This window comes from Nocardioides sp. P4_G10 (assembly GCF_056401175.1).
On record NZ_JBFUJV010000006.1, the window covers coordinates 130,191 to 152,586 of the forward strand.

Genomic DNA, 22,396 nt, shown 5'->3' on the forward strand with positions numbered 1-22,396 from the left:
CCTACACGCCGGCAGAGGAGCGGCGGCGGCGCGAGATGGCGTCCACGCTCGCGGCGAGCAGGAGCACCCCACCCGTGACCAGGAAGTTGATGTAGCTCGCCTGGTTGAGCAGGCCGAGACCGTTGGGGATCGTCGCGATCACCAGGCCGCCGATGACTCCGTCGATCGCCCGGCCCCGGCCACCGAAGAGGCTGGTGCCGCCGATGACCGCAGCGGCGACGGCATACAGCAGGACGTTGCCGCCGCCGGAGCCCGGCGAGACCTTCCCGACGTACGACGCCAGCAGGAGTCCACTGATCGCCGCCATCGTGGAGCAGATGATGAAGGCCGCGATCCTGATGCGCGTGACGTTGATGCCGGCGCGGCGGGCAGCCTCGGTGTTGCCGCCGACGGCGTAGAGGTGCCGGCCGAAGCGGGTGCGGCCCAGGATGAAGGTCCAGAAGAGCAGGAGTGCGATCACCAGGGGCAGCACCCAAGGGATGCCCCGGATCTCGAGGAAGTTGGGGTTGGGTGAGCGGTTCGCGCTGAGCAGCGCCGTGATGCCGAGCACGATCACGGCGAGCACGACGATCCGGATGATCACGAGGCCCAGCGGCTGGTGGACCAGGCCCTTGGCGGAGAGCGTGCGGTAGTTCCACAGGGACAGTGCCGCGAAGCAGACGACGATCAGGATCGCCGCGATCCAGCCAGCGGTCACCGGCACGTTCTTGATCGACAGTCCGCGCAGCACCTCGTCGTTGAAGCGCAGCGAGCCGCCGGCCCCGATCAGCTTGAGCGGTACGGCCTGCAGTCCGAGGAAGAAGGCGAGCGTGACCACGAAGGAGGGAATGCCGAGGAAGGCGACCAGTGAGCCGATTGCGAGGCCGATCACCGCTCCGACCGCGAGGCCGGCCAGGGTCGCCGTCCACCACGTCCAGTCGTAGTCGATGAGCATCAGGGCGGTGATCGTCGCTGAGGCACCACCGGCGACACCGGCCGAGAGGTCGATCTCGCCGAGCAGCAGGACGAAGATCAGGCCCATCGCCATCACGCAGATCGAGCCCGCCTGGACCACCAGGTTGGCCATGTTGTACGTCGTCAGGAACTTGTCGTTGAGCGAGGCGAACAGGATGAAGAGGAAGACGAGGCCGAGGATGGCGGGCAGGGAGCCCATGTCACCGCCGCGGAGGCGGTTGAGGTAGTCACGGGCGGAGTCGCCGATCGTGGCCGCCTGGAGGTTGTCGCTGTCGAAGCCGCTCGGGGCCGGTTCGGCCGCGGGAGCGGACTGGGTGTCGTTGTCGACGGTCATGAGAGTCTCCGGTCCTTCTCAGACGGCTGCGGTCGTGGAGTTCTCGGCGATGCCGAGGTCGCCGGATCGTCCGGCGGTGATGAGCTCGACGATCTGGCTGTGGTTGACGTCCTTGGCGGCGACGTCGGCGGCCACCCGGCCGAGGTAGAGCGCGGTGATCCGGTCGGCGACCTCGAAGACGTCGCCCATGTTGTGCGAGATCAGCACGACGCCGAGGCCGCGGTCCGCGAGGCGGCGGACGAGGTCGAGCACCTGGCGCGTCTGGGCGACACCGAGGGCCGCGGTGGGCTCGTCGAGGAGGACGACCTTGGAGTTCCAGAGCACGGCCTTGGCGATCGCGACCGTCTGGCGCTGGCCGCCGGAGAGGCTGGCGACGCTCTGGCGCACCGACTTCACGGTGCGCACGGAGAGGGACGCGAGGGTCTCGCGGGCGCGGGACTCCATGGTGATCTCGTCGAGGCCGATGCGCTTCTTCTCCTCGCGGCCGAGGAACATGTTCTGGACGATGTCGAGGTTGTCGCAGAGGGCGAGGTCCTGGTAGACGACCTCCACGCCGAGGTGGGCCACGTCACGCGGTCCGTGCACCTCGACCTTGTTGCCGTCGAAGAAGTATTCGCCGCTGTCGCGGCCGTAGATGCCGGCGATGATCTTGACGAGCGTCGACTTGCCGGCACCGTTGTCGCCGACCAGGGCGGTGACCTGTCCGGGGTAGACGGCGAAGTCGACGTCGTGCAGCACGTGCACCACGCCGAAGCTCTTGTTGACTCCGCGCAGCTCGAGCAGCGGTTGAACCATGGTCCCACTTCCGATCAGCAGAATTTGTTGTGCGAGAGGACGGAGGACGACGCCCGGGCCGAATGGTCCGGTCCGGGCGTCGTCGTACCGCTGAGGGTCAGGCTGTCCCGACCGGGATCAGGAGATGCCGGCCTCGGTGCACAGGTCGGCGAACTTCCCGGTGCACACGTCCTCGGCCTTCTGGCCACCGTCGTCGATGACGTCGCCGACGTTGTCCTTGGTGATGGCCTGCGGCTCGAGCAGGATCGAGGGGACCTCGCTGTCGTCGGAGGAGTCGACCGTGGTGCCGGTGGTCTCGGCCTCGTCACCGTTGACCAGCGCGATGGCGGCGTCGGCCAGCGCTCCGGCCTCCTGCGTGGCGGACTTGTAGACCGTCATGCACTGGGTGCCGGCGAGCACGTTCTGCAAGCCCTCGACGGTGGCGTCCTGGCCGGTGACCGGGACCTTGCCGGCCTGGCCGGGGCCCTCGAGGATGCTGATGGCCGCACCACCGAGACCGTCGTTGGCGGCGAGCACGCCGTCGACCTTGCCGTCCGCAGCGGTGTAGAGCTGCTGGAAGATCGTGGCGGCCTCCTCGTTGTCCCAGTCCGGGACGGCCTGCTCACCGACGACGGTGTAGTTGCTCATCTTGTCGAGCACGCTGTGCGCACCCTCGGCGAAGAGCGTCGCGTTGTTGTCGGTGGGCGAGCCGTTGAGGTAGACGATGTTGGCCTTCTTGTCGCCGAGGCAGTCCGCGAGGCCCTGGCCCTGCAGCTCGCCGACGACGGTGTTGTCGAAGGAGACGTAGTACTCCGCCGAGCCGCCGAGGGTGAGGCGGTCGTAGTCGATCGTCGCGACGCCCTGGGACTTGGCCTTCTCCTGGATGGCCGCGCCGGACTCGGAGTCGAGGTTCACGATCGCCAGGACCGTGACGCCGTTGCCGATCATCGTGTCGGCGATCTGCGTCATCCGCTCGGCGTCGCCCTCGGCGTTCTGGATGTCATAGTCGACGCCTGCCTCGTCGAAGGCCGCCTCGAGGGCGGGGCGGTCCGCGCTCTCCCAGCGCACCGAGGACTCGGTGTCGGGCAGGATCACGCCGATCTTGCCGCTGGCGTCCGAGCTGCTGCTGTCGCTGCTGCCGCCGTCGTCGCTGCCGCTGTCACTGTCGTCACCGCCGCAGGCGGTCAGTGCCATCGACAGGCCGAGCAGGGGGACGAGGACCAAACTGTGCTTCCGCTTCACGCGAACCGCCTCCTAGCGATCTGACGTACGTCCGCTACCGCCCAGCGCGGAGGCGCGTACATATGTTGTTCCACGCAACATATGGAGTGACCACCGTCACGTCCAGATCGCCGACCCGGCTGTTGCCGGTTCGTTACCGAAACGGGCTCGTGGGGCTGCTGTGGACTGGACCACCGGAGAGCCCCGACGGCTAGCGTGGCGCCCATGACCGGCCTCGACGTGTCCGCCCCGCCCGTGCCGAGGTCCGAGGAGGTGCTCACCCCCGAGGCGCTCGCCTTCGTGGCCGACCTCGACGCCCGTTTCCACGAGCGTCGTGACGAGCTGCTCGCGGCCCGCCGGAGCCGGCGCGAGGAGATCGCCCAGACCGGCCGGCTCGACTTCCTGCCCGGGACGGCGGACGTGCGTGAGTCCGACTGGACGGTCGCGCCCGTGCCCGCGGACCTGCGCGACCGCCGCGTCGAGATCACCGGTCCGACCGACCCGAAGATGGCGATCAACGCCCTCAACTCCGGCGCGCGGGTGTGGCTCGCCGACCTCGAGGACGCCAACACCCCGCACTGGCGCAACGTCGTCGGCGGCCAGCTGACCCTGCGCGACGCCGTCCGCGGACGCCTCGCCTTCACCTCCCCCGAGGGCAAGGAGTACGCCGTCGCCGACCCGGCGAGCACCCCGGTGGTCCTCCCCCGCCCCCGCGGCTGGCACTTCGACGAGGCCCACCTCACCGCCGACGGCCGTCCCGTGGTCGCGGCCCTGGTCGACTTCGGCCTGCACTTCTTCCACAACGCCCGCGAGCTGCTGGCCGCCGGGAGCGGGCCCTACTACTACCTGCCGAAGATGGAGTCGCACCTCGAGGCGCGGCTGTGGGACGACGTCTTCACCCACGCCGAGGCGGCGCTCGGGGTGCCGCACGGCTCGGTGCGGGCGACCGTCCTGATCGAGACCATCACGGCGGCCTTCGAGATGGACGAGATCCTCCACGAGCTGCGCGACCACGCGGCCGGGCTCAACGCCGGCCGCTGGGACTACCTCTTCAGCATCATCAAGAACTTCCGCGACGCCGGTCCCGGCTTCACCCTCCCCGACCGCAACGCGGTGACCATGGCGGCGCCGATGATGGCCGCCTACAGCGACCTCCTCGTGCGGACCTGCCACCGACGCGGCGCCTTCGCGATCGGCGGGATGGCGGCCTTCATCCCGAGCCGGCGCGACGCCGAGGTCAACGAGCGCGCCTTCGCCAAGGTGCGCGAGGACAAGACCCGCGAGGCCCGCGCCGGCTTCGACGGATCGTGGGTGGCCCACCCCGACCTGGTGCCGCTGTGCGAGGAGGTCTTCGACGCCGTCCTCGACGGCCGCGACAACCAGCTCGACGTGCTCCGCGACGACGTGGCGGTCTCGGCCGCCGACCTGCTCGCCGTCGGTGAGACGCCCGGCGAGCGCACCGAGGCCGGGCTGCGCGGCAACGTGCGGATCGGCATGCAGTACCTCCACGCCTGGCTGTCGGGCAACGGCGCCGCAGGCATCGACAACCTCATGGAGGACGCCGCCACCGCCGAGATCTCCCGCTCGCAGGTGTGGCAGTGGGTCCACAACGGCGCCACCCTGGCCTCGGGCGAGGTGATCACGCGCGAGCTCGTCGAGCGGATGGTCGCCGAGGAGCACGAGGCCCTCGGCGGCGCGGTCGACGACGACGCCCGCCGGCTCTTCGTCGACTGCGCACTGGGCGAGGACTTCCCCGACTTCCTCACCCTGCAGGCGTACGACGTCCTGCTGGCGCGGGGCGACTGACCGGCCGGACGAACCCGCCGGAGGCGACCTGGTCGCCGCCGACCCACACGTCGGCGACGTCGGCGTCACCGGCGAGCGCGAACACCTTGCCGAGGGCCTCCTCCGGCGACCCGGCGTGCCGCAGCCCGATGTCGAGCGCGGTGCCGACCGGCGGTCGCACGCAGATCGCGTCGAACTGCTTGCCCGGGCTCAGGTCGCCGGTCACGTCGCCGAGGCCCAGCGCTGCCGCGCCCGCCGCGGTGCTGAGGTGCAGCAGGTGGCCCGCGGCCAGCGGCAGCCCGTCGGCGCCGAGCAGGTGCTGCAGGAAGTAGGCCTGCAGGCCCTCCTTGAAGATCGAGAACCCGGTGCCCGCACCGACGTCGCTGCCGAGCGCGACGCGCACGCCCGCCGCGACGTGGCGCCGCAGCGAGAACATCCCGGAGCCGAGGGCGGCGTTGCTGGTCGGGCAGTAGGCCACCGCGGTGCCCCGGGCCGCCAGCACGTCGAGCTCGGCGTCGGTCGGGTGCACGTTGTGCGCCAGCACCGAGCAGCCGCCCAGCAGGCCGTGGTGGTCGTAGGTGTCGACGTAGTGGTCCCGGTGCGGGAACTGGTCGGCGACCGTGGCGACCTCGGCGTTGTTCTCGTTGACGTGGGAGGTGAAGCAGGCGCCGTCGACAGCGGCGAGGACGTCGGCGCACGCAGCGAGGATCGCGTCGGAGGCCGAGAGCGCGAAGCGCGGCGTGACGGCGTAGCGGAGCCGGCCCCGGCCGTGCCAGTCCCCGGCCAGGCGGACGGCCTCGTCGTGGGACCGCTCGGGCGTGGTGAGCAGCGGCTCGGGCAGCACGCGGTCGCTGACCACGAGCCCGCTGGTCATCCGCAGCCCGAACCGCTCGGCCTCGGTGAAGAGGGCGTCCATCGCCGGCGCGAAGTGGGACCCGAAGACCAGCGACGTCGTCGTGCCCGCGGCGACGAGACCGGCCACGAGCTCGCCGGCCACCGTGGCGGCGTACGACGTCGAGGCGAGGCGCTCCTCCTCCGGCAGGGCGCACCGCTCGAGCCACTCGAGCAGCGGCATGCCGAGGGCACCGATCACCCGCACCTGGGGGAAGTGGACGTGGGTGTCGACCAGACCGGGCAGCAGCAGGCCGGACCGGAGGTCGATGACGGGCGCGTCGGGGCGCGAGGCTGCCACCGACGCGAACGGGCCGCGGTCGGTGATCACCCCGTCGTCGGAGACGGCGAGCCCGAGGTCGTCGTCGTAGCGGAACGCCGGGCCGCCCGTGGTGAACGGGTCGTCGGGAGCGTCGTAGGCGCGGGCCCGGTAGACGACCCCCGCACCACTCATCTGGCGACCCGCGTGCGGTCGGCGGCGAGGAGGTCCATCAGCTCGGCGGCCACCGAGACGGCGATCGCGGCCGGCAGCTTGGAGGAGGGACCGGGCAGCCCGATGGGGCAGCGGATCCGGTCGATCGTGGCCCCGTCGTGACCCTCCACCGCGAGGCCGGTGCGGAAGCGGGCCCACTTGGCGGCCGAGCCGATCAGCCCGACCGACCCGAGGTGGGTGCAGCGCAGGGCGGCGTCGCAGAGGGCGAAGTCCTCGGCGTGGTCGTGGGTCATCACCAGGACGTGGGTGCCGGCCGGGACCGCTCCGAGCGCCAGCTCGGGGACCGGCGAGTGGTGGACCCGCACCCGCGCCGCCCCGTCGGCCGGCAGCGCCAGACGCTCGTCGGAGAGCAGGCCCGGGCGGGAGTCGACGAGGTGGAGGTCGAGGTCGTGGGCCGCCAGGATCCGCGCGAGCTGGAGCCCGACGTGGCCGACGCCGAAGATCGCCACGGACCCCACCACCGGCAGCGGCTCGAGCAGCAGGGTGACCTCGCCGCCGCAGCACTGGCGACCGTGGTCGGTGCGCGCCTTGTCGGTGAGGCCGAGGACGAGCTGCTCCGGGGCGTCGGTCCCCTCGTCGAGCATCGCCCGGGCGCGGGCGAGGGCCGTCTCCTCGAGGTTGCCGCCACCGACGCTGCCCCACGCCGCCTCCGCCGAGACGACCATCTTGGATCCGGCGTCACGAGGGGCGTGCCCGCGGACGTCCGCGATCGTGACCAGCACCCCGGCCAGCCGCTGCTCCCGCAGCCTCTCGACCGCTCCCAACCAGTGCACGTCAGGCCTCCCCCGCCGCGCGGGCCGCCTGCTCGGACCGCGGGTGGAGGGCCGGCGCCGCCGGGTCCGGCCGGTCGGGCACGACACCCGGCAGGCCCTCGACCACGTGGTCGGGGGCCGCACCCCGGGCACGCTCCGCCGCCCAGAAGACCGCTTCGGGCGTGGCCGGGGAGGCGAGCTCGACGCTGGCGCCCCCCGGTCCGAACGCCGCGACCGCCTCGCGCAGTGCCTCACGGACCGCGAAGGCCAGCATGAGCGGCGGCTCACCGACCGCCTTCGAGCCGTAGACGGCGCCGTCCTCGTGCGCGTGCTCGAGCAGGGCGACATTCAGCTCGTCGGGCAGCTCGCCCAGGCTCGGGAGCTTGTAGGTGCTGGCGGACTGCGTGGTGAGCCGGCCACGCCCGGGACCGTCGGACTCGTCCCAGCGCAGGTCCTCCATCGTCAGCCAGCCCACTCCCTGCACGAAGCCGCCCTCGACCTGGCCGATGTCGACGAGCGGGGACAGGCTGTCTCCGACGTCGTGCACGATGTCGACCCGCCGGGTGCGGTGGGCGCCGGTGAAGCCGTCGACCTCGACCTCCGCCGCCGCGACGCCGTAGGCGAAGTACTTGAACGGGTGGCCGCTCATCTGCGTGGAGTCCCAGTGGATGCCCTCGGTGCGGTAGAAACCGGCCGCCCACAGCTGCACCCGGCTGAAGTAGGCCTCGCGGACCAGCTCCTCCCATGCCAGGCCGCGGCCCGCGTCGACCTCGCGCAGGCGCGCCAGGACCTGCTCGCAGGCGTCCTTGACCGCGCCGCCGTTGAGGTCGGTGCTGGAGCTGGCCGCGGTCGCGGACGTGTTGGGCACCTTGTCGGTGCGGGTGGGTGCGACGCGGACCTTCGCGAGCGGTACGCCGAGGGTGGTGGCCGCGACCTGCAGCATCTTCGTGTGCAGCCCCTGGCCCATCTCGGTGCCGCCGTGGTTGATCAGCACCGACCCGTCCTTGTAGACGTGCACCAGTGCACCGGCCTGGTTGAAGGCGGTGAAGTTGAAGGAGATACCGAACTTCACCGGCGTCACCGCGAGGCCACGCTTGCGGTGGGGGTGGGCGGCGTTGAAGGCCGCCACCTCCGCGCGACGGCGTACGACGTCGCCGTCGGCGAGCACCTGCTCCCAGGCAGCTGCCAGCCGCTCGGGGTGGCGGACCACCTGCCCGTAGGGCGTGGCCTGGCCGTCGACGTAGAAGTTGCGCCGGCGCAGGTCGACCGGGTCGATCCCGAGCAGCGGGGCGCAGCGGCCGAGGATGTCCTCCACCACCAGCATCCCCTGCGGCCCGCCGAAGCCGCGGAACGCGGTCTGGGACGTCTTGTGGGTGCGCGCCACCCGGCCGTGGACGAGCACGTGCGGGATCCAGTAGGCGTTGTCGACGTGGCACAGCGCCCGCGCCAGCACCGGCTCGCTGAGGTCGAGGCTCCAGCCGCCATCGGAGGTCAGGGTCGCCTCGAGCGCGGTCAGCCGCCCGTCGTCGTCGAAGCCGACCCGCCACTGCGCGTGGAACCCGTGGCGCTTGCCGGTCATCGTCATGTCGTGAGTGCGGCTCAGGCGCAGGCGCACGGGCCGGCCGGTGAGGACGGCACCCAGCGCGGCGACGGCCGCGAAGCCGTGGGGCTGCATCTCCTTGCCGCCGAAGCCGCCGCCCATCCGCAGGCACTGCACGGTCACGTGGTGGCTGTCGAGGCCGAGCACGTGCGCCACGATCTCCTGCGTCTCGCTCGGGTGCTGCGTGCTGCTCTGCACGAACACCTGGCCGCTCTCGTCGACGAGGGCGAGCGAGGCATGGGTCTCGAGGTAGAAGTGCTCCTGCCCCGCCATCTCCGTGACGCCGCTGTAGACGTGGGTCGCACCGGCCAGGCCCGCCTCGACGTCACCGCGGGCGACGACGGGCCGGCCGCCCTGGAAGTGCTCGGCGTCGATCGCCTCGGTCAGCGACACGATCGCGGGGAGCGGCTCGTAGTCGACCTCGACCGCGGCCGCGCCGACGCGCGCGGCCTCGAGGGTGTCGCCCAGCACCCAGCAGACCGCGTGCCCGACGAACATCACGACGTCGGGGAACAGCGGCTCGTCGTGCTTCACGCCGGCGTCGTTGGTGCCGGGGACGTCGTCCGCGGTCAGCACCCGGACGACCCCCGGGACGGCCAGGGCCGCGGAGGTGTCGACCCGCGTGACCCGGGCGTGCGGGTGGGGCGAGCAGACGGGGTGGGCGTGCAGGACGTGCGGCGTGCGGTGCACCAGGTCGTCGGTGTAGAGCGCGTGGCCGGTGACGTGCAGAGCCGCGCTCTCGTGGGGCAGGGCGAGGCCGACGACCGCGTCGCCGGGGCGCTCGGAGAGATGGCTCACTGGCGCTCCCCCTCGTCCCAGTCCTCGGCCCACCACGCCCTCAGCGCGTTGCCCAGCATCGCCGAGCGGTAGGCGGCGCTGGCCCGCTGGTCGTCGATCGGCGTGCCCTCCCCCGCCAGCACCCGGGAGGCCTCCTCGACCGTCTCCTTCGTCCACGGCCGTCCCTCGAGCGCGGCCTCGGTGGCACGGGCACGCAGGGGCGTGGCGGCGACGCCGCCGAGGCCGATGCGGGCCCTCACGACCGTGCCGTCGACGACGTCGAGGGCGGCCGCGACGGCGACGCTGGAGATGTCGTCGTAGCGCCGCTTGGCGATCTTGCGGAACGTGGTGTGCGCGGCGAGCGGCATCGGCACCCGGACGGCCCGGACGAGCTCGCCTGGCCGCAGCACGGTCTCGCGGTAGCCGGTGAAGAAGTCCGCCAGCGCGACCTCCCGGTCACCGGTGGTGGAGGCGAGCAGCAGCGTCGCGTCGAGGGCGAGCAGGGCGGGCGCGAGGTCACCGATCGGCGACGCGGTCGCGAGGTTGCCGCCGATGGTGGCGCCGTTGCGGATCAGCGGCGACGCGAAGAGCGGCCAGACCTCCGCGAGCAGCGGCACGGTGTCGCCGAGCGCGGCCTCCACCTCGCTCAGGGTCAGTGCAGCACCGATCTCGACCGGCCCGCCGGTCGAGACCCCGCGCAGCTCGGGCAGCCGGTCGACCGCGACGACGTAGGAGGCCCGGCGGCCGCGCAGGTTGGCCTCCACGCCCCAGTCGGTCGACCCGGCGACCAGCACGGCGTCGGGGTGGTCGGCCAGGAGCGTGAGCGCCTCGGGGAGGTCGGCGGGGCGGGCGAACCCGTCGACCCGGGTCGGCACCACCGCCGGCGCGGGGGTCGCCTGCCGCTCGGCCAGGGGGTCTGCGGGTGCGGGACCGTCGAGGGCGCGGGCCGCGTCGCGGATCGGGCGGTAGCCGGTGCAGCGGCAGAGGTTGCCGGCGATCGCGTGCAGGTCGAACCCCTCGGGCCCTGCCTCGCGGTCGGGCCGGTAGTACTCCGCCGCCATCGAGCAGGCGAAGCCCGGCGTGCAGTAGCCGCACTGGGAGCCGCCTGCGGCGGCGAGCCCGGCCTGGACCGGGTGCATCCGCTCGGGCGTGCCGAGCCCCTCAGCGGTGACGACCTCCTGCCCGTCGAGCGCGAGCGCCGGCACCAGGCAGGCGTTGACCGGCGTCCAGCGACTCCGGGCCCCGTCGGGGCGGGCGACCATCACCGCGCAGGCGCCGCACTCGCCCTCCGCGCAGCCCTCCTTGGCGCCGGTGAGCCCGAGGCCGCGCAGGAAGTCGAGCGCGTTGGTGTGGGTGGGCGTCCCGGCGAGCGGGCGCGGCTGCCCGTTGACGGTGACCTGCGGATCCGGCACGTGCTCTCCCCTCGGCAGCGCAGACGTCGCATGGTTCAGGGAGTCACGGGTCGCCGGTTGTCCATGCCGAACGACGACCTGCCACCGCCCATCCTACGTGAACCGGGTCACATCGGTGCGGACTTCGGGTGCAGCCTCGGATGCCGGTTGACGTCCTTGTAGAGCAGGTAGCGGAACCGGCCGGGCCCGCCGGCGTAGCAGGCCTGGGGGCAGAAGGCGCGCAGCCACATGAAGTCGCCCGCCTCCACCTCGACCCAGTCCTGGTTGAGCAGGTAGACGGCCTTGCCCTCGAGGACGTAGAGGCCGTGCTCCATCACGTGGGTCTCCGGGAACGGGATCGCTCCCCCGGGCTCGAACCCGACGATGTTGACGTGCATGTCGTGCCGCACGTCGAGCGGGTCGACGAAGCGCTGGGTGCCCCATGCGCCGTCGGTGTCGGGCATCGGCTCGGCCGCGACGTCGTCCTCGTGGACGACGAACGGTTCGGGCACCTCGATGCCGTCGACCCGCTCGTAGGCCTTGCGGATCCAGTGGAAGGTCAGCGGCTCGCCATCGGCCCCGTCGCTGCGCAGCGTCCACGTCGTCCCCGGCGGCACGAACGCGTAGCTGCCTGGCTCGAGCGCATGGGTTCCGTCGCCGACGGTCAGCGTGGCCCGCCCGCCGACGACGAAGAGCACCGACTCCGCGTCGGGGTCGTCGTCGGGCCGCTCGGTCCCGCCGCCCGGCGCCACCTCCACGACGTACCACGAGAAGGTCTCGGCGAAGCCGGACAGCGGCCGGGCGATCACCCACAGCCGGGTGTCGTCCCAGTGCGGCAGGCGGCTGGCGACGATGTCGGTCATGGTGCCGCGCGGCAGCACGGCGTACGACTCGGTGAAGACCGCACGACCGGACTGGCCGGTCGTCAGGTCGGCCTGCGGCGGCAGCCCGCCCCTCGGGACCCAGTACGTCATCGCGCCACCCCTCTCGTCAGCCCTCTCCTCAGCAGCCGGCCACGCGGCGGGCCCGACAGGTCGACCCGTCGTCCGCGCAGCCAGGTCGCGCGCACGGTGCCGGTGAGCGTACGCCCGGCGTAGGGCGTGACCGGGTTCTTGTGGTGCAGCGCCGCCGCGTCGACGACCCACTCCTCGTCGGGCGCGAAGACGCAGAGGTCCGCGTCGGCGCCCACGGCGATCTCGCCCTTGCCGGCCAGCCCCACCCGGCGGGCCGGGGCGGTGGCCATCCAGCGCACCACCTCCGCGAGGGGTACGCCCCGCTCGCGGGCGCCGGACCAGACGACCGGCAGGCCCAGCTGGAGCGAGGCGATCCCACCCCAGGCGTCGGCGAAGTCGCCCGTCTCCTGGCGCTTGAGGTCGGCGGTGCACGGCGAGTGGTCGGTGACGACGAGGTCGATGTCGCCCTCGACGAGCGCCCGCCACAGGGCGTCGCGGTTGGTCGCGTCGCGGATCGGCGGGCAGCACTTGAGCGCGGTGGCGCCGTCGGCGATCGAGGAGGCCTCGAAGAAGAGGTAGTGCGGGCAGGTCTCCACGCTCAGGTCGACGCCGTCGGCCCGGGCGGCCCGCAGCGCCGGCACGGCACCTGAGGCGCTGAGGTGCACGACGTGGGCGCGGGCACCCGTGCGCCGCGCGGTCTCGATGACGAGCGCGATCGCGCGCTCCTCCGCGGCGTCCGGCCGGCTGTCCAGGAAGCCGCGGTACGCCGCACCGTGGGCGCACTCGGTGACCTCGTCGGCGTCCTCGGCGTGCACGACCATGAGGGAGCCGATCCGCGCGACCTCCGCCATCGCGTCGGCGAGCTCGGCCGGCGCCAGGTGGGGGAACTCCTCCACGCCGGAGTCGAGCAGGAAGCACTTGAAGCCGAACACCCCAGCGTCGTGGAGGGGCGCCAGGTCGGCGACGTTGCCCGGGACCGCGCCGCCCCAGAACCCGACGTCGACCCAGGCCTGGTCGGCGGCGACTGCCCGCTTCGCCTCGAGCGCAGCGACCGTGGTGGTCGGCGGGATGCTGTTGAGCGGCATGTCGACGATCGTCGTGACACCACCGGCAGCCGCGGCGCGGGTCGCGCTGGCGAAGCCCTCCCAGTCGGTGCGACCCGGCTCGTTGACGTGGACGTGGGTGTCCACGAGCCCCGGCAGCAGCACCTCGTCGTCGGCCAGCACGACCACCTCCGCGCCCGCGGCGTCGGCGTCGTACGCACCGATCGCGACGACGACCCCGTCGCGGAGACGGACGGAAGCGGACCGCTCGGCTCCGTCGACGACCGCGCGGCCGGCCCGCACGAGGGTCTCCGCCGCGGACTGCTCGGCCATGCTCAGCTGCCTCGGTAGGTCGAGTAGCCGAAGGGGCTCAGCAGCAGCGGGACGTGGTAGTGCTCGTCGTTCCCGACGGCGAAGGTGACGACCACCTCGGGGTAGAAGGCGGCAGCGCCCTGCGCGGCGAACCACGCGCCGGTGTCGAAGCGCAGGACGTGGTCCTCCGCCGCCAGGTCCGCGGCGAGGGCCCCGATCCGCCCGTCGTCGTCGGTGAGTGCCTCGGCGAGGACGCTGCCGTCGGCCGACTCCAGGGTGATCCGCAGGCCCGCGGCTGGACGTCCGCTCGCGGTGTCGAGGACGTGGGTGCTCAGCGAGGCCATCAGGACAACGCCTCCTTCATTCGCAGGACCGCGATCTGGGTCAGCTGGTCGATGGTCGCGGCGCGCTCGAGCTCGTCGCTGTTGTCGAGGCGCTGCTGCAGGTGCTCGAGGATGTCGGTGCCGCTGCGGCCCGCGGCCCGGACGATGAACACCCGGCCGAAGCGGTCCTCGTAGGCCCGGTTGCCCTCCTCGAGGCGCCGGGCCAGGTCGGCGTCGTCCCGGTCGACACCGGACTGCTCGCGCGTGGAGTGGTCGGCGTCGTGCCTGCCCGCGTCGGCGCGCTCGCCGATGCGCGGGTGCCGCGCGAGCGCCTGCTCGAGCTCCCCGTCGGAGATGGCAGCGGACGCCGCGACCATGGCGGCCTCGACCTCGCCGACGGTGTCGTAGGGCCGGCCGGCGAGCACGCGGTCGGCCCACTGCGGCGCGTCGAGGCAGGTGAGCAGCACCCGGCGGGCGTCCTCGTCGGTCGCGCTGTTGAAGCGTGGGACGTTCACGCCGTCCCCTCCCGCACGACCTCGGCCTCGATCAGCCCGTAGGGGCGGTCCGCCGCGATGAAGACCTCGCCCGGGTTGTCCAGCCCGAACGGCTCGAGGTCCACCAGGAAGTGGTGCTTGTTGGGGGCGGAGAAGGCGATCCGGGTGATGTCCTCGTGGGCGGTGAGCACGGCCCGGCCCATCGCGTAGAGCGTCTCCTGCAGGGCCCTGCTGTACGTCGTCGCAAAGGTCTCGAGCAGGAGCGCCCGCACCGACTCGTACGACGTGCTCCAGTCCGGCCGCGCGCCGTCCCGGTGGTGCCAGTCGGCACGGAGCGCGGTCGCGAGGATGCGGTCGTCGGCGTCGGGGAGCGTCGTGTAGTCGTCGCGGAGGAAACCCTTGAACTCCGAGCCGGTGGACTTCAGCACCACCAGGTCCTTGAGCCCGGAGGTCACCGACGGTCCCGACGACGTCACCTCCACCGCCGCGGTGCGCACCTCGCCGCCACGGCGCACGAACGCGTGGTCGTGGCCGAAGCCGTTGACCGGGATCCGGTCCCACGCGTACTCCTCGACCTGCACCACGACTCCGTCCGCGGCCGGCGTGGCCTCGCGCAGGCGGGTGCCGAGCGCGATCGCGTAGTCCTCGGGCGAGGCGACCCCGTGCCGCTTGGCGAACGCGAACGCCGTGTTCTTCTGGGTGTCGGTCGGCAGCACCTGCGACTGGTCGCCGTCGGTGTGTGCGGCGGCGAAGTCGCCGTACAGCGAGGTCGACACGTTGAGGTCGTGGATCTCGTGACGCGCCGTGTCGCGCACGATGCGCACGACGCGCGACTCCGCCTTGCCGTAGCGGTTCGGTCCCAGCACGATTCCCGTGCCCTCTCGCGTGCTCATCAGCCACTGCCTCCTGTCTCCGTGGCGCGGTGCGCCAGCCCGGCGAGCCGATGCGCGTCCAGCCCGGTCCCCTCGGTCACCTCGGTCTGCGACAGGGCGCCGCAGTCGATCCCGCGTAGCAGGAAGTCGGCGAGCGCGCGTGCGGTCGCCGGCTCGTCGAGGACGCCGGAGTCCCGGCGCTCGACGTAGGTGCGCAGCCGGCCCGCCGCCGACGCGAGCCCGTCGCGGTAGAACCCGAACGTCGCCGCGAAGCGCGTCGGCAGCTGGGCCGGATGGAGGTCCCACCCCTGGTAGTAGCCGCGCGCGAGCGAGCGGCGGACCAGTCGCAGGTGGTTGGCCCAGGCGGCCGCCACGTCGTCCGGCGTGCCGACCGGCAGCACGTTGGTGGAGCCGTCGGAGAGGCGTACGCCGGTGCCGGCCGCCGCGGCCTGCATGACCGCCTTGGCGTGGTCGGCGACGGGGTGCTCGAGGCTCTGGTGGGCCGCGGCGATGCCGCAGAAGGCCGAGTAGTCGTAGGTGCCGTAGTGCAGGCCGGTGCAGCGGCCACCGGACGCGTGGACCATGCGGGCCACGAGGGCGCTGCCGTCCGGGCCGAGGATCGACTGCGGCGTCTCGACCTGGATCTCGAAGCGCAGGGCGCCGTCGTCGAGGCCCAGCTCGCCCTCGAGCCGCGCGGCGACGTGGACGAGTGCCTCTACCTGCTCGACCGCGGTCACCTTGGGCAGCGTGACGACGAAGGTCTCCGGCAGCGGGCCGTCCTCGACGAGCCCGGCCAGGAAGAGCGTGAGGGTGCGCAGGCCGCGGCTGCGGGTGGGCGCCTCGAACCCCTTGAACCGGATGCCGGTGAAGGGCGCGGCGGTCCCGGCGTCGAGCGCGGCGCGCAGCCCGGCAGCTGCTCGTCGTACGTCGCCGTCCTCATCCTCGTCGGAGCGGGTGCCGTAGCCGTCCTCGAAGTCGATGCGCAGGTCCTCGACGGGCTCGCGCCGGAGCTTGGCGCGCACCCGGTCGACGAGGTCACGGTCGTCGTCGACGAGCTCGAGCAACCGGTCGGCGTGCTCGTCTGTCGCGGCGAGTGCGGCGGCACCGTGGTCGCCCACCAGGTCGGGGTGGAAGCGGTCGGCGGGGACGTAGACCGTGTGCACGGGCTGGCGTCCCGCACGCTCACCGGGGTAGCGCGCCGCGAGCAGGGCGTCGACGTCCGCCAGACGCGTGTCGAGCTCGCTCGTCAGGCCACCGACGAGGTGGTCGAGGCTCTCCATGCGGAGACCCTAGACCCGCGTCACTGTGCCGGGGGGCGCTTCCGCTGCGGCGCCGGGCGGGTCGGGTCGTCGTCGGGCCGGTCAAACTTCTCCGGCACGACGATGGGCCGGAGGCGCGCCCACCCGAGGAAGACCGCGGCGACCACGATCAGAGCCAGCCCGGTCCACAGGTTGGCGTTGACCCCTCCGGTCTTCTCGAGCTCGGGGTCGCCGAACAACCCGGCGAGCGTCAGGATGACGCCGTAGAGGCCCATGAGGGCGCCGATGATGTTGCGGATGTCGAAGGCGCCGGCCTTGTGCGGAGCGGCGGCATTGTCGGACGTGCCAGAGGTGTCGGACATGGTGGCCCCTTTCTCAGAAGGCGGCGTTGAGGATGATGACCATCACGAGCGAGATGGCGGCGAGCGGGACCGTGCGGCGGTACCACGGGTAGGACGCCTCCTCGGGATCGATGCGGTCCTCCCTCGGCGTCTCGGAGTAGACGAGACCCTTGAGCTCGGAGGCGGGCTTGGGCTTCGTCACCAGGGAGACGACGATGCTGAGCACGAGGTCCACGACGAAGGCCGTGGACGCGGCGAGGAAGGCCGCGCCCTGGCCCGGCAGGTCGATGACACCGGCGGCCGCCAGACGGTCGACGGCGACCGCCGACACGGTGCCGGCGACGAGGCCGACCCACGCCGCGGTCGGCGTCATCCGCTTCCAGAACATGCCGAGGATGAAGGTCGCGAACAGCGGCGCGTTGAAGAACCCGAAGAGCGTCTGCAGGTAGTTCATGACGTTGTCGTAGCCCATGGCGATCTGGGCGGTGAAGATCGCGATGATGGTCGCCGCGACGGTGGCGAGGCGTCCGATGCGGAGGTAGTAGTCGTCGCTGTGGTCCTTGCGGATGTAGCGCTGCCACAGGTCGTAGGAGAAGACGGTGTTGAACGCCGAGATGTTGGCGGCCATGCCGGCCATGAAGGCGGCGAGCAGACCGGCGATCGCCAGGCCGAGCAGGCCGTTGGGCAGCACGTCCCGCATCAGCAGCAGCAGGGCGTCGTTGTACGCCACTCCGTCACCGCTCGCCCCGCCCGCGGGGGTGCCGCCGTTCTTCAGGTCGATCATCTCCTGCACCAGGACCGCGGAGACCATGCCCGGGACGATCACGATGAAGGGGATGAACATCTTCGGGAAGGACCCGATGATCGGCGTCTTGCGGGCCGAGGAGAGCGAGTCGGATGCCATCGCCCGCTGGACCTCGACGAAGTTGGTCGTCCAGTAGCCGAAGGACAGGACGAACCCGAGACCGAAGACGATGCCGACCACCGAGAAGAACGAGGAGTCGAAGCCGGAGAGGGCCTGCCCGGGCCACGACTCGAGCTGCTGGCTCGCCGGGGCGACCTCCGCGGAGGCCGGTGCGTTGTTCGCCGCGGCGGTGATCTTGTCGTTGAGGCCGTCCCAGCCGCCGACGCGGTGAAGCGCGAGGAGGGTCAGCGGGAGCAGCGAGGCGACGATGACGAAGAACTGCAGCACCTCGTTGTAGATCGCGGCGCTCAGGCCGCCGAGGGTGATGTAGGACAGCACGATCGCGCCGGCGACGACGAGCGCGATCCAGATCGGCCAGCCGAGCAGCGCGTGGAGGATGCCCGCGAGCAGCGCGAGGTTGACGCCCGCGATGAGCAGCTGGGCCACGGCGAAGCTGATGGCGTTGACCAGGTGGGCCCCGGTGCCGAACCGCTTGAACATGAACTCCGGGACCGAGCGGACCTTCGAGCCGTAGTAGAACGGCATCATCACGACGCCCAGGAACAGCATCGCCGGCACCGCGCCGACCCAGAAGTAGTGGACTGTCGGGAGCCCGATCTCCGCACCGTTGGCGGACATGCCCATGATCTCGACCGCACCGAGGTTGGCGGAGATGAAGGCCAGGCCCGTCACCCACGCCGGCAGTGATCGGCCGGACAGGAAGAAGTCGATCGAGTCCGACACGGACCGCCGGGCCATCACGCCGATGCCCAGCACGAAGCCGAAGTAGATCGCGACCAGCAGGTAGTCCAGCCAGGTCGCGTCGATCAAGGTGTCGGACACGCGTGCCTCCGAGGGGTCAGCGGTGGTTCAGTTGGGCCACGCAGCAACCTAGACCTCTCGCGTCGTTCCGCGCGACCACCCCGTGGTGGGTCGTTCGGCCCGCGGCTCGCGTGGTCAGTCGCCGACGACGACCTCCACCTCGAAGCCCTCCGAGCTCTCGAGGTAGAGCGCGACGTGCTGCTCGCCACCGGCGTGCGGGTAGCGGTCGGCGTACAGCTCGTGCCAGCCGTGCTCGGTCGACTCCGCCCGCACCCGGTCGAGCTCGGCCCGGGTCTCGACCGTGAGGGCGAGGTGGTTCACCCCCGGCCGCAACCGGTCGTGCTCGCCGTGCTGGTCGGGCGAGTGCTCCATGAAGAGGTAGGTGCCGTCCGGGTGCACCCACGACAGCGCCCCCTCCTCGCGCTGCCAGTCGCACGCGGCGAGCAGCCACGCCCACTCCCCCTCCGCGGTGGCGAGCTCGGCGACCCAGAGGTCCAGGTGGTGCAGCGCGCGCGGCATGTCGCGACCCTAGACCTTGGGGTCGGGCCAGCTCACTCCCACTCGATGGTGCCCGGGGGCTTCGAGGTGATGTCGAGGGTGACCCGGTTGACCTCGGCCACCTCGTTGGTGATGCGGGTGGAGATGCGCTCCATCACGTCGTAGGGCAGGCGTGCCCAGTCGGCGGTCATCGCGTCCTCGGAGGTCACCGGGCGGATCACGACGGGGTGGCCGTAGGTGCGGCCGTCACCCTGGACTCCGACGGAGCGGACGTCGGCGAGCAGCACGACCGGCATCTGCCAGATGTCGCGGTCGAGGCCGGCGCGGGTGAGCTCCTGGCGGGCGATCGCGTCGGCACGGCGCAGGATGTCGAGCCGGTCGGCGGTCACTTCGCCGATGATGCGGATGCCGAGGCCGGGGCCGGGGAACGGCTGGCGCCACACCATCTCGGCGGGCAGGCCGAGCTGCTCGCCGACGAGGCGGACCTCGTCCTTGAACAGGGTGCGCAGCGGCTCCACGAGCGCGAACTCGAGGTCCTCGGGCAGGCCGCCGACGTTGTGGTGCGACTTGATGTTGGAGGTGCCGGCACCGCCGCCGGACTCGACGACGTCCGGGTAGAGCGTGCCCTGCACGAGGAAGCCGACCTTGTCGCCGTGCTCGGCCGCCTCGCCGAGCACCTGCACCTCGGCGGCCTCGAACGCGCGGATGAACTCGCGACCGATGATCTTGCGCTTCTCCTCCGGGTCGGTGACACCGGCGAGGGCGGCGAGGAAGGTGTCGCGCGCGTCGAAGACGTGGAGGTTGACACCGGTCGCGGCGACGAAGTCGCGCTCGACCTGCTCGGCCTCGCCCTCACGGAGCAGCCCGTGGTCGACGAAGACACAGTGCAGGCGGTCGCCGATGGCGCGCTGCACGATGGCCGCGGCGACGGCCGAGTCGACGCCACCGGACAGGCCGCAGATCGCCAGGCCGCTGTCGCCGATCTGCTCGCGGACGCGCTCGATCTGCTCCTCCGCGATGTTGAGCATGGTCCACGTCTGGCGGGCGCCGGCGATGTGGTGGAGGAAGTGCTCGAGCACCTTCTGGCCGTGCTCGGAGTGCAGCACCTCGGGGTGCCACTGGACACCGGCGAGACCGCGGTCGACGTCCTCGAACGCGGCGACCGGGGTGTCCTCGGTCGAGGCGAGCACGGTGAAGCCCTCGGGCGCCCGTGCGACGGAGTCGCCGTGCGACATCCAGACCTTGTGCTCGGACGGGATGCCCTCGAGGAGGGTGCCCGGCTCGGAGACGGAGACCGGCGTACGCCCGTACTCGCGCGCGCCGGTGTGGGCGACCTCGCCGCCGAGCCCCTTGGCCATCAGCTGGAAGCCGTAGCACATCCCGAAGACCGGCACCCCGGCCGTGAAGACGTGGTCGTCGATGCCCGGAGCGCCCTCGGAGTAGACGCTCGACGGGCCGCCGGACAGGATGATCGCCTTCGGCTTGCGGGCCAGCATCTCGGCCACCGGCATCGTGTGCGGGACGATCTCGGAGTAGACCCGGGCCTCGCGCACCCGCCTCGCGATCAGCTGGGCGTACTGCGCCCCGAAGTCGACGACGAGGACCAGGTCGTGCTCTCCAGGCTGCGTCACGCGCCGAGTCTATCGACGTGTGCCGCTGGGCCGGGATCGGGCCGGGACCGGGCGGGGAACGCCCCAGGGCCCGATCGGGGAGGGAGGGTGATCGAGCCCTGGGGCTTGGCTCCCAGCCACTGCGAACAGTTGCCGAGACGAGAGACCCGGCCCTTGGGAGGGAGCATGACTGCCGGGCCCCTCACCCGGCCCAACGACCTCTGCGAGGGGTGGTTACGGCCCGCCTGCAAGCAAGTTTCGGAGAAGTCCGCAGGATCAGCTGACGCCGACGATCGGCAGCCGCAGCGCCCCCGGCGCGGCCGCCGGCACGGCCGGGTTCTTCGGCTCCACCGGCGCGAGCCGGCGGTAGGTCGCCCCGAGCTCGGGGCGCGGGTCGGCCTCGCCCTTGTTGGGCCAGAACGCCATCGCCCGTTCGGCCTGCGCGGTGATGGTGAGCGACGGGTTCACCCCGAGGTTCGCCGACACCGCCGACCCGTCGACCACGTGCAGGCCGTCGTAGCCGTAGAGGCGCTGGTAGGGATCCACGACACCGGTCGCGGACGAGTCACCGATGGCGCACCCGCCGATGAAGTGCGCCGTCAACGGCATGCCGAGGGGCTCACCGATCGCGCCGTAGGCCCGACGGGCGCCCATGATGCGCGCCAGCCGGCGTACGGCGTCGTACGCCGACGCAATGTAGGTCGGGTTGGGGGCGCCGTGGCCCTGTGTCGACGACAGGTAGCCGAAGCCGCCGCGCTTGCGCCACACCGTGGTGATCGAGTTGTCGAGCGTCTGCATGACGAGGGCGACCACTGTGCGACGCGACCACGTGTCGAGCGAGTAGAGGTCGCGCAGTCCGTCGCGCTGGCGCCAGAGCTCCTTGCCCCAGGTGCGCCACCGCTTCTCGCCGAGCACCTCGTCGACGAGCACGGTGGCCATCAGCGGCATCACGTTGCGACCGCGGCCGTAGCGGACGGGCTCGACGTGCGTGTGCTCGTCGGGGTGGAAGCTCGAGGTGATTGCGACGCCCTCCGTCCAGTCGACGGCGTCGTCGTTGGCGGTGGCCCAGAGGATGGCTTCGGAGTTGGTGCGCGTGAGGACCCCGAGCCTGTCGGAGATCCCGGGCAGCGAGCCCTCGGCCTTGAGCCGGTGCAGCAGGCGCTGCGTGCCGATCGAGGCGGCTGAGAAGACGACGTGGTCGGCGGTGAAGGTCCTCACCGCACGCCGGCGCGACAGCTTGGCCTTGGTCCAGCGGGCCGTGACCTCGTACCCGCCCTCGGGGCGGGGTCGTACGTCGGTGACGGTGGTCAGCGGGTGCACGACGGCGCCGTTGCCCTCGGCGAGGTGGAGGTAGTTCTTGACCAGGGTGTTCTTCGCGTTGTGCCGGCATCCGGTCATGCACGAACCGCAGTTGATGCAGGTGGACCGTTCCGGCCCGGCGCCGCCGAAGAACGGGTCGGGCACCGTCTCGCCCTCGGCCTGCCCGGGCTCTCCGAAGAAGACGCCCACGGGCGTCGGCACGAACGTGTGGCCGACCCCCATCTCGTCGGCGACCTTCTTCATCGCCACGTCGGCGGGCGTGGTCCTGGCGTACGTCGTGACGCCCAGCATCCGCTTGGCCTGGTCGAAGTAGGGCGCGAGCTCGGACCGCCAGTCCGTGATGTGCGACCACTGCCGGTCCTGGTAGAAGGGCTCCGGGGGCTCGTAGAGGGTGTTGGCGTAGTTGAGGGAGCCGCCGCCCACACCGGCGCCGGCGAGGATGAAGCAGTCGTGCACGATGTCGATGCGCTGGATGCCGTAGAGACCGACCTCCGGGCGGAAGAGGAACTTCTTCACGTCGCCGCCGTGCTCGGGCAGCTCGTCGTCGGCGAACCGGGCGCCCGCCTCGAGCACGCCGACCGTGTAGCCCTTCTCGGTCAGCCGCAGCGCCGAGACCGACCCCCCGAAGCCCGACCCGATGACGAGGACGTCGTAGTGGGTGGTCACGGGGTCC

General features: G+C 71.9%; 19 protein-coding genes. 1 reads left to right on the forward strand and 18 read right to left on the reverse strand.

Features of this window, described 5'->3' with window-relative positions; translation table 11 throughout:
• Nucleotide 1: 1 nt before the first annotated feature.
• The 3 genes from AC1DP1_RS09705 to AC1DP1_RS09715 all read right to left on the reverse strand — a co-directional run bounded on the left by AC1DP1_RS09705 (nucleotide 2) and on the right by AC1DP1_RS09715 (nucleotide 3,304).
• Nucleotides 2-1,288 carry a sugar ABC transporter permease gene (locus AC1DP1_RS09705; protein WP_477506687.1) on the reverse strand — a complete coding sequence of 429 codons (1,287 nt, stop codon included), beginning with the start codon at nucleotides 1,286-1,288 and terminating at the stop codon, nucleotides 2-4.
• An 18-nt stretch (nucleotides 1,289-1,306) separates the two neighbouring features.
• Nucleotides 1,307-2,083 (reverse strand): ATP-binding cassette domain-containing protein, encoded by a 777-nt coding sequence (locus AC1DP1_RS09710; protein ID WP_457189115.1) that lies wholly within the window; start codon nucleotides 2,081-2,083, stop codon nucleotides 1,307-1,309.
• A 117-nt stretch (nucleotides 2,084-2,200) separates the two neighbouring features.
• Nucleotides 2,201-3,304 (reverse strand): sugar ABC transporter substrate-binding protein, encoded by a 1,104-nt coding sequence (locus AC1DP1_RS09715; RefSeq protein ID WP_477506688.1) that lies wholly within the window; start codon nucleotides 3,302-3,304, stop codon nucleotides 2,201-2,203.
• A gap of 204 nt (nucleotides 3,305-3,508) precedes the next feature.
• Between AC1DP1_RS09715 and aceB the strand changes: the two genes are divergently transcribed.
• The gene (gene aceB, locus AC1DP1_RS09720) at nucleotides 3,509-5,089 is read left to right on the forward strand and encodes a malate synthase A (protein ID WP_477506689.1); all 1,581 of its coding nucleotides are present in this window, start codon (nucleotides 3,509-3,511) and stop codon (nucleotides 5,087-5,089) included.
• Here aceB and AC1DP1_RS09725 read toward each other — a convergent pair.
• The 15 genes from AC1DP1_RS09725 to AC1DP1_RS09795 form a co-directional block, all read right to left on the reverse strand.
• Nucleotides 5,046-6,413, reverse strand: a complete 1,368-nt coding sequence (locus AC1DP1_RS09725; RefSeq protein WP_477506690.1) for a guanine deaminase — start codon at nucleotides 6,411-6,413, stop codon at nucleotides 5,046-5,048. The genes aceB and AC1DP1_RS09725 overlap by 44 nt on opposite strands.
• Nucleotides 6,410-7,225 carry a xanthine dehydrogenase accessory protein XdhC gene (gene xdhC / locus AC1DP1_RS09730; RefSeq protein WP_477506691.1) on the reverse strand — a complete coding sequence of 272 codons (816 nt, stop codon included), beginning with the start codon at nucleotides 7,223-7,225 and terminating at the stop codon, nucleotides 6,410-6,412. The genes AC1DP1_RS09725 and xdhC overlap by 4 nt, the downstream gene beginning before the upstream one ends.
• Before the next feature lies 1 nt (nucleotide 7,226).
• Nucleotides 7,227-9,602 carry a xanthine dehydrogenase molybdopterin binding subunit gene (gene xdhB, locus AC1DP1_RS09735; protein ID WP_477506692.1) on the reverse strand — a complete coding sequence of 792 codons (2,376 nt, stop codon included), beginning with the start codon at nucleotides 9,600-9,602 and terminating at the stop codon, nucleotides 7,227-7,229.
• Nucleotides 9,599-10,993, reverse strand: coding sequence for a xanthine dehydrogenase small subunit (locus AC1DP1_RS09740; protein WP_477506693.1), 1,395 nt, complete (start codon nucleotides 10,991-10,993; stop codon nucleotides 9,599-9,601). Before AC1DP1_RS09740 ends, xdhB begins: the two co-directional genes overlap by 4 nt.
• A gap of 107 nt (nucleotides 10,994-11,100) precedes the next feature.
• Entirely contained in the window at nucleotides 11,101-11,946 is an 846-nt protein-coding gene (locus AC1DP1_RS09745) for a bifunctional allantoicase/(S)-ureidoglycine aminohydrolase (protein ID WP_457189101.1), read from the reverse strand.
• Nucleotides 11,943-13,301 carry an allantoinase AllB gene (gene allB, locus AC1DP1_RS09750; RefSeq protein WP_477506694.1) on the reverse strand — a complete coding sequence of 453 codons (1,359 nt, stop codon included), beginning with the start codon at nucleotides 13,299-13,301 and terminating at the stop codon, nucleotides 11,943-11,945. The genes AC1DP1_RS09745 and allB overlap by 4 nt, the downstream gene beginning before the upstream one ends.
• A gap of 2 nt (nucleotides 13,302-13,303) precedes the next feature.
• Complete coding sequence (gene uraH, locus AC1DP1_RS09755; protein WP_477506695.1) at nucleotides 13,304-13,624, reverse strand: hydroxyisourate hydrolase; 321 nt, start codon at nucleotides 13,622-13,624, stop codon at nucleotides 13,304-13,306.
• Complete coding sequence (uraD, locus tag AC1DP1_RS09760; RefSeq protein ID WP_477506696.1) at nucleotides 13,624-14,118, reverse strand: 2-oxo-4-hydroxy-4-carboxy-5-ureidoimidazoline decarboxylase; 495 nt, start codon at nucleotides 14,116-14,118, stop codon at nucleotides 13,624-13,626. Before uraD ends, uraH begins: the two co-directional genes overlap by 1 nt.
• Nucleotides 14,115-14,990, reverse strand: a complete 876-nt coding sequence (gene pucL / locus AC1DP1_RS09765) for a factor-independent urate hydroxylase (protein WP_477506697.1) — start codon at nucleotides 14,988-14,990, stop codon at nucleotides 14,115-14,117. Before pucL ends, uraD begins: the two co-directional genes overlap by 4 nt.
• Entirely contained in the window at nucleotides 14,990-16,249 is a 1,260-nt protein-coding gene (locus tag AC1DP1_RS09770) for a DUF6986 family protein (protein ID WP_477506698.1), read from the reverse strand. The genes pucL and AC1DP1_RS09770 overlap by 1 nt, the downstream gene beginning before the upstream one ends.
• Nucleotides 16,250-16,269: 20 nt before the next feature.
• Entirely contained in the window at nucleotides 16,270-16,590 is a 321-nt protein-coding gene (locus tag AC1DP1_RS09775; protein WP_457189090.1) for a hypothetical protein, read from the reverse strand.
• Nucleotides 16,591-16,603: 13 nt separating this feature from the next.
• Complete coding sequence (locus tag AC1DP1_RS09780) at nucleotides 16,604-18,316, reverse strand: sodium:solute symporter family protein (RefSeq protein ID WP_457189088.1); 1,713 nt, start codon at nucleotides 18,314-18,316, stop codon at nucleotides 16,604-16,606.
• 114 nt (nucleotides 18,317-18,430) lie between these two features.
• The gene (locus AC1DP1_RS09785; protein ID WP_457189086.1) at nucleotides 18,431-18,814 is read right to left on the reverse strand and encodes a VOC family protein; all 384 of its coding nucleotides are present in this window, start codon (nucleotides 18,812-18,814) and stop codon (nucleotides 18,431-18,433) included.
• A 32-nt stretch (nucleotides 18,815-18,846) separates the two neighbouring features.
• The gene (guaA, locus tag AC1DP1_RS09790; RefSeq protein ID WP_477506699.1) at nucleotides 18,847-20,424 is read right to left on the reverse strand and encodes a glutamine-hydrolyzing GMP synthase; all 1,578 of its coding nucleotides are present in this window, start codon (nucleotides 20,422-20,424) and stop codon (nucleotides 18,847-18,849) included.
• Between the two features lie 255 nt (nucleotides 20,425-20,679).
• Nucleotides 20,680-22,389: a GMC oxidoreductase gene (locus AC1DP1_RS09795; RefSeq protein ID WP_477506710.1), complete on the reverse strand. Its 1,710-nt coding sequence runs from the start codon at nucleotides 22,387-22,389 to the stop codon at nucleotides 20,680-20,682.
• Between the last annotated feature and the right edge of the window lie 7 nt (nucleotides 22,390-22,396).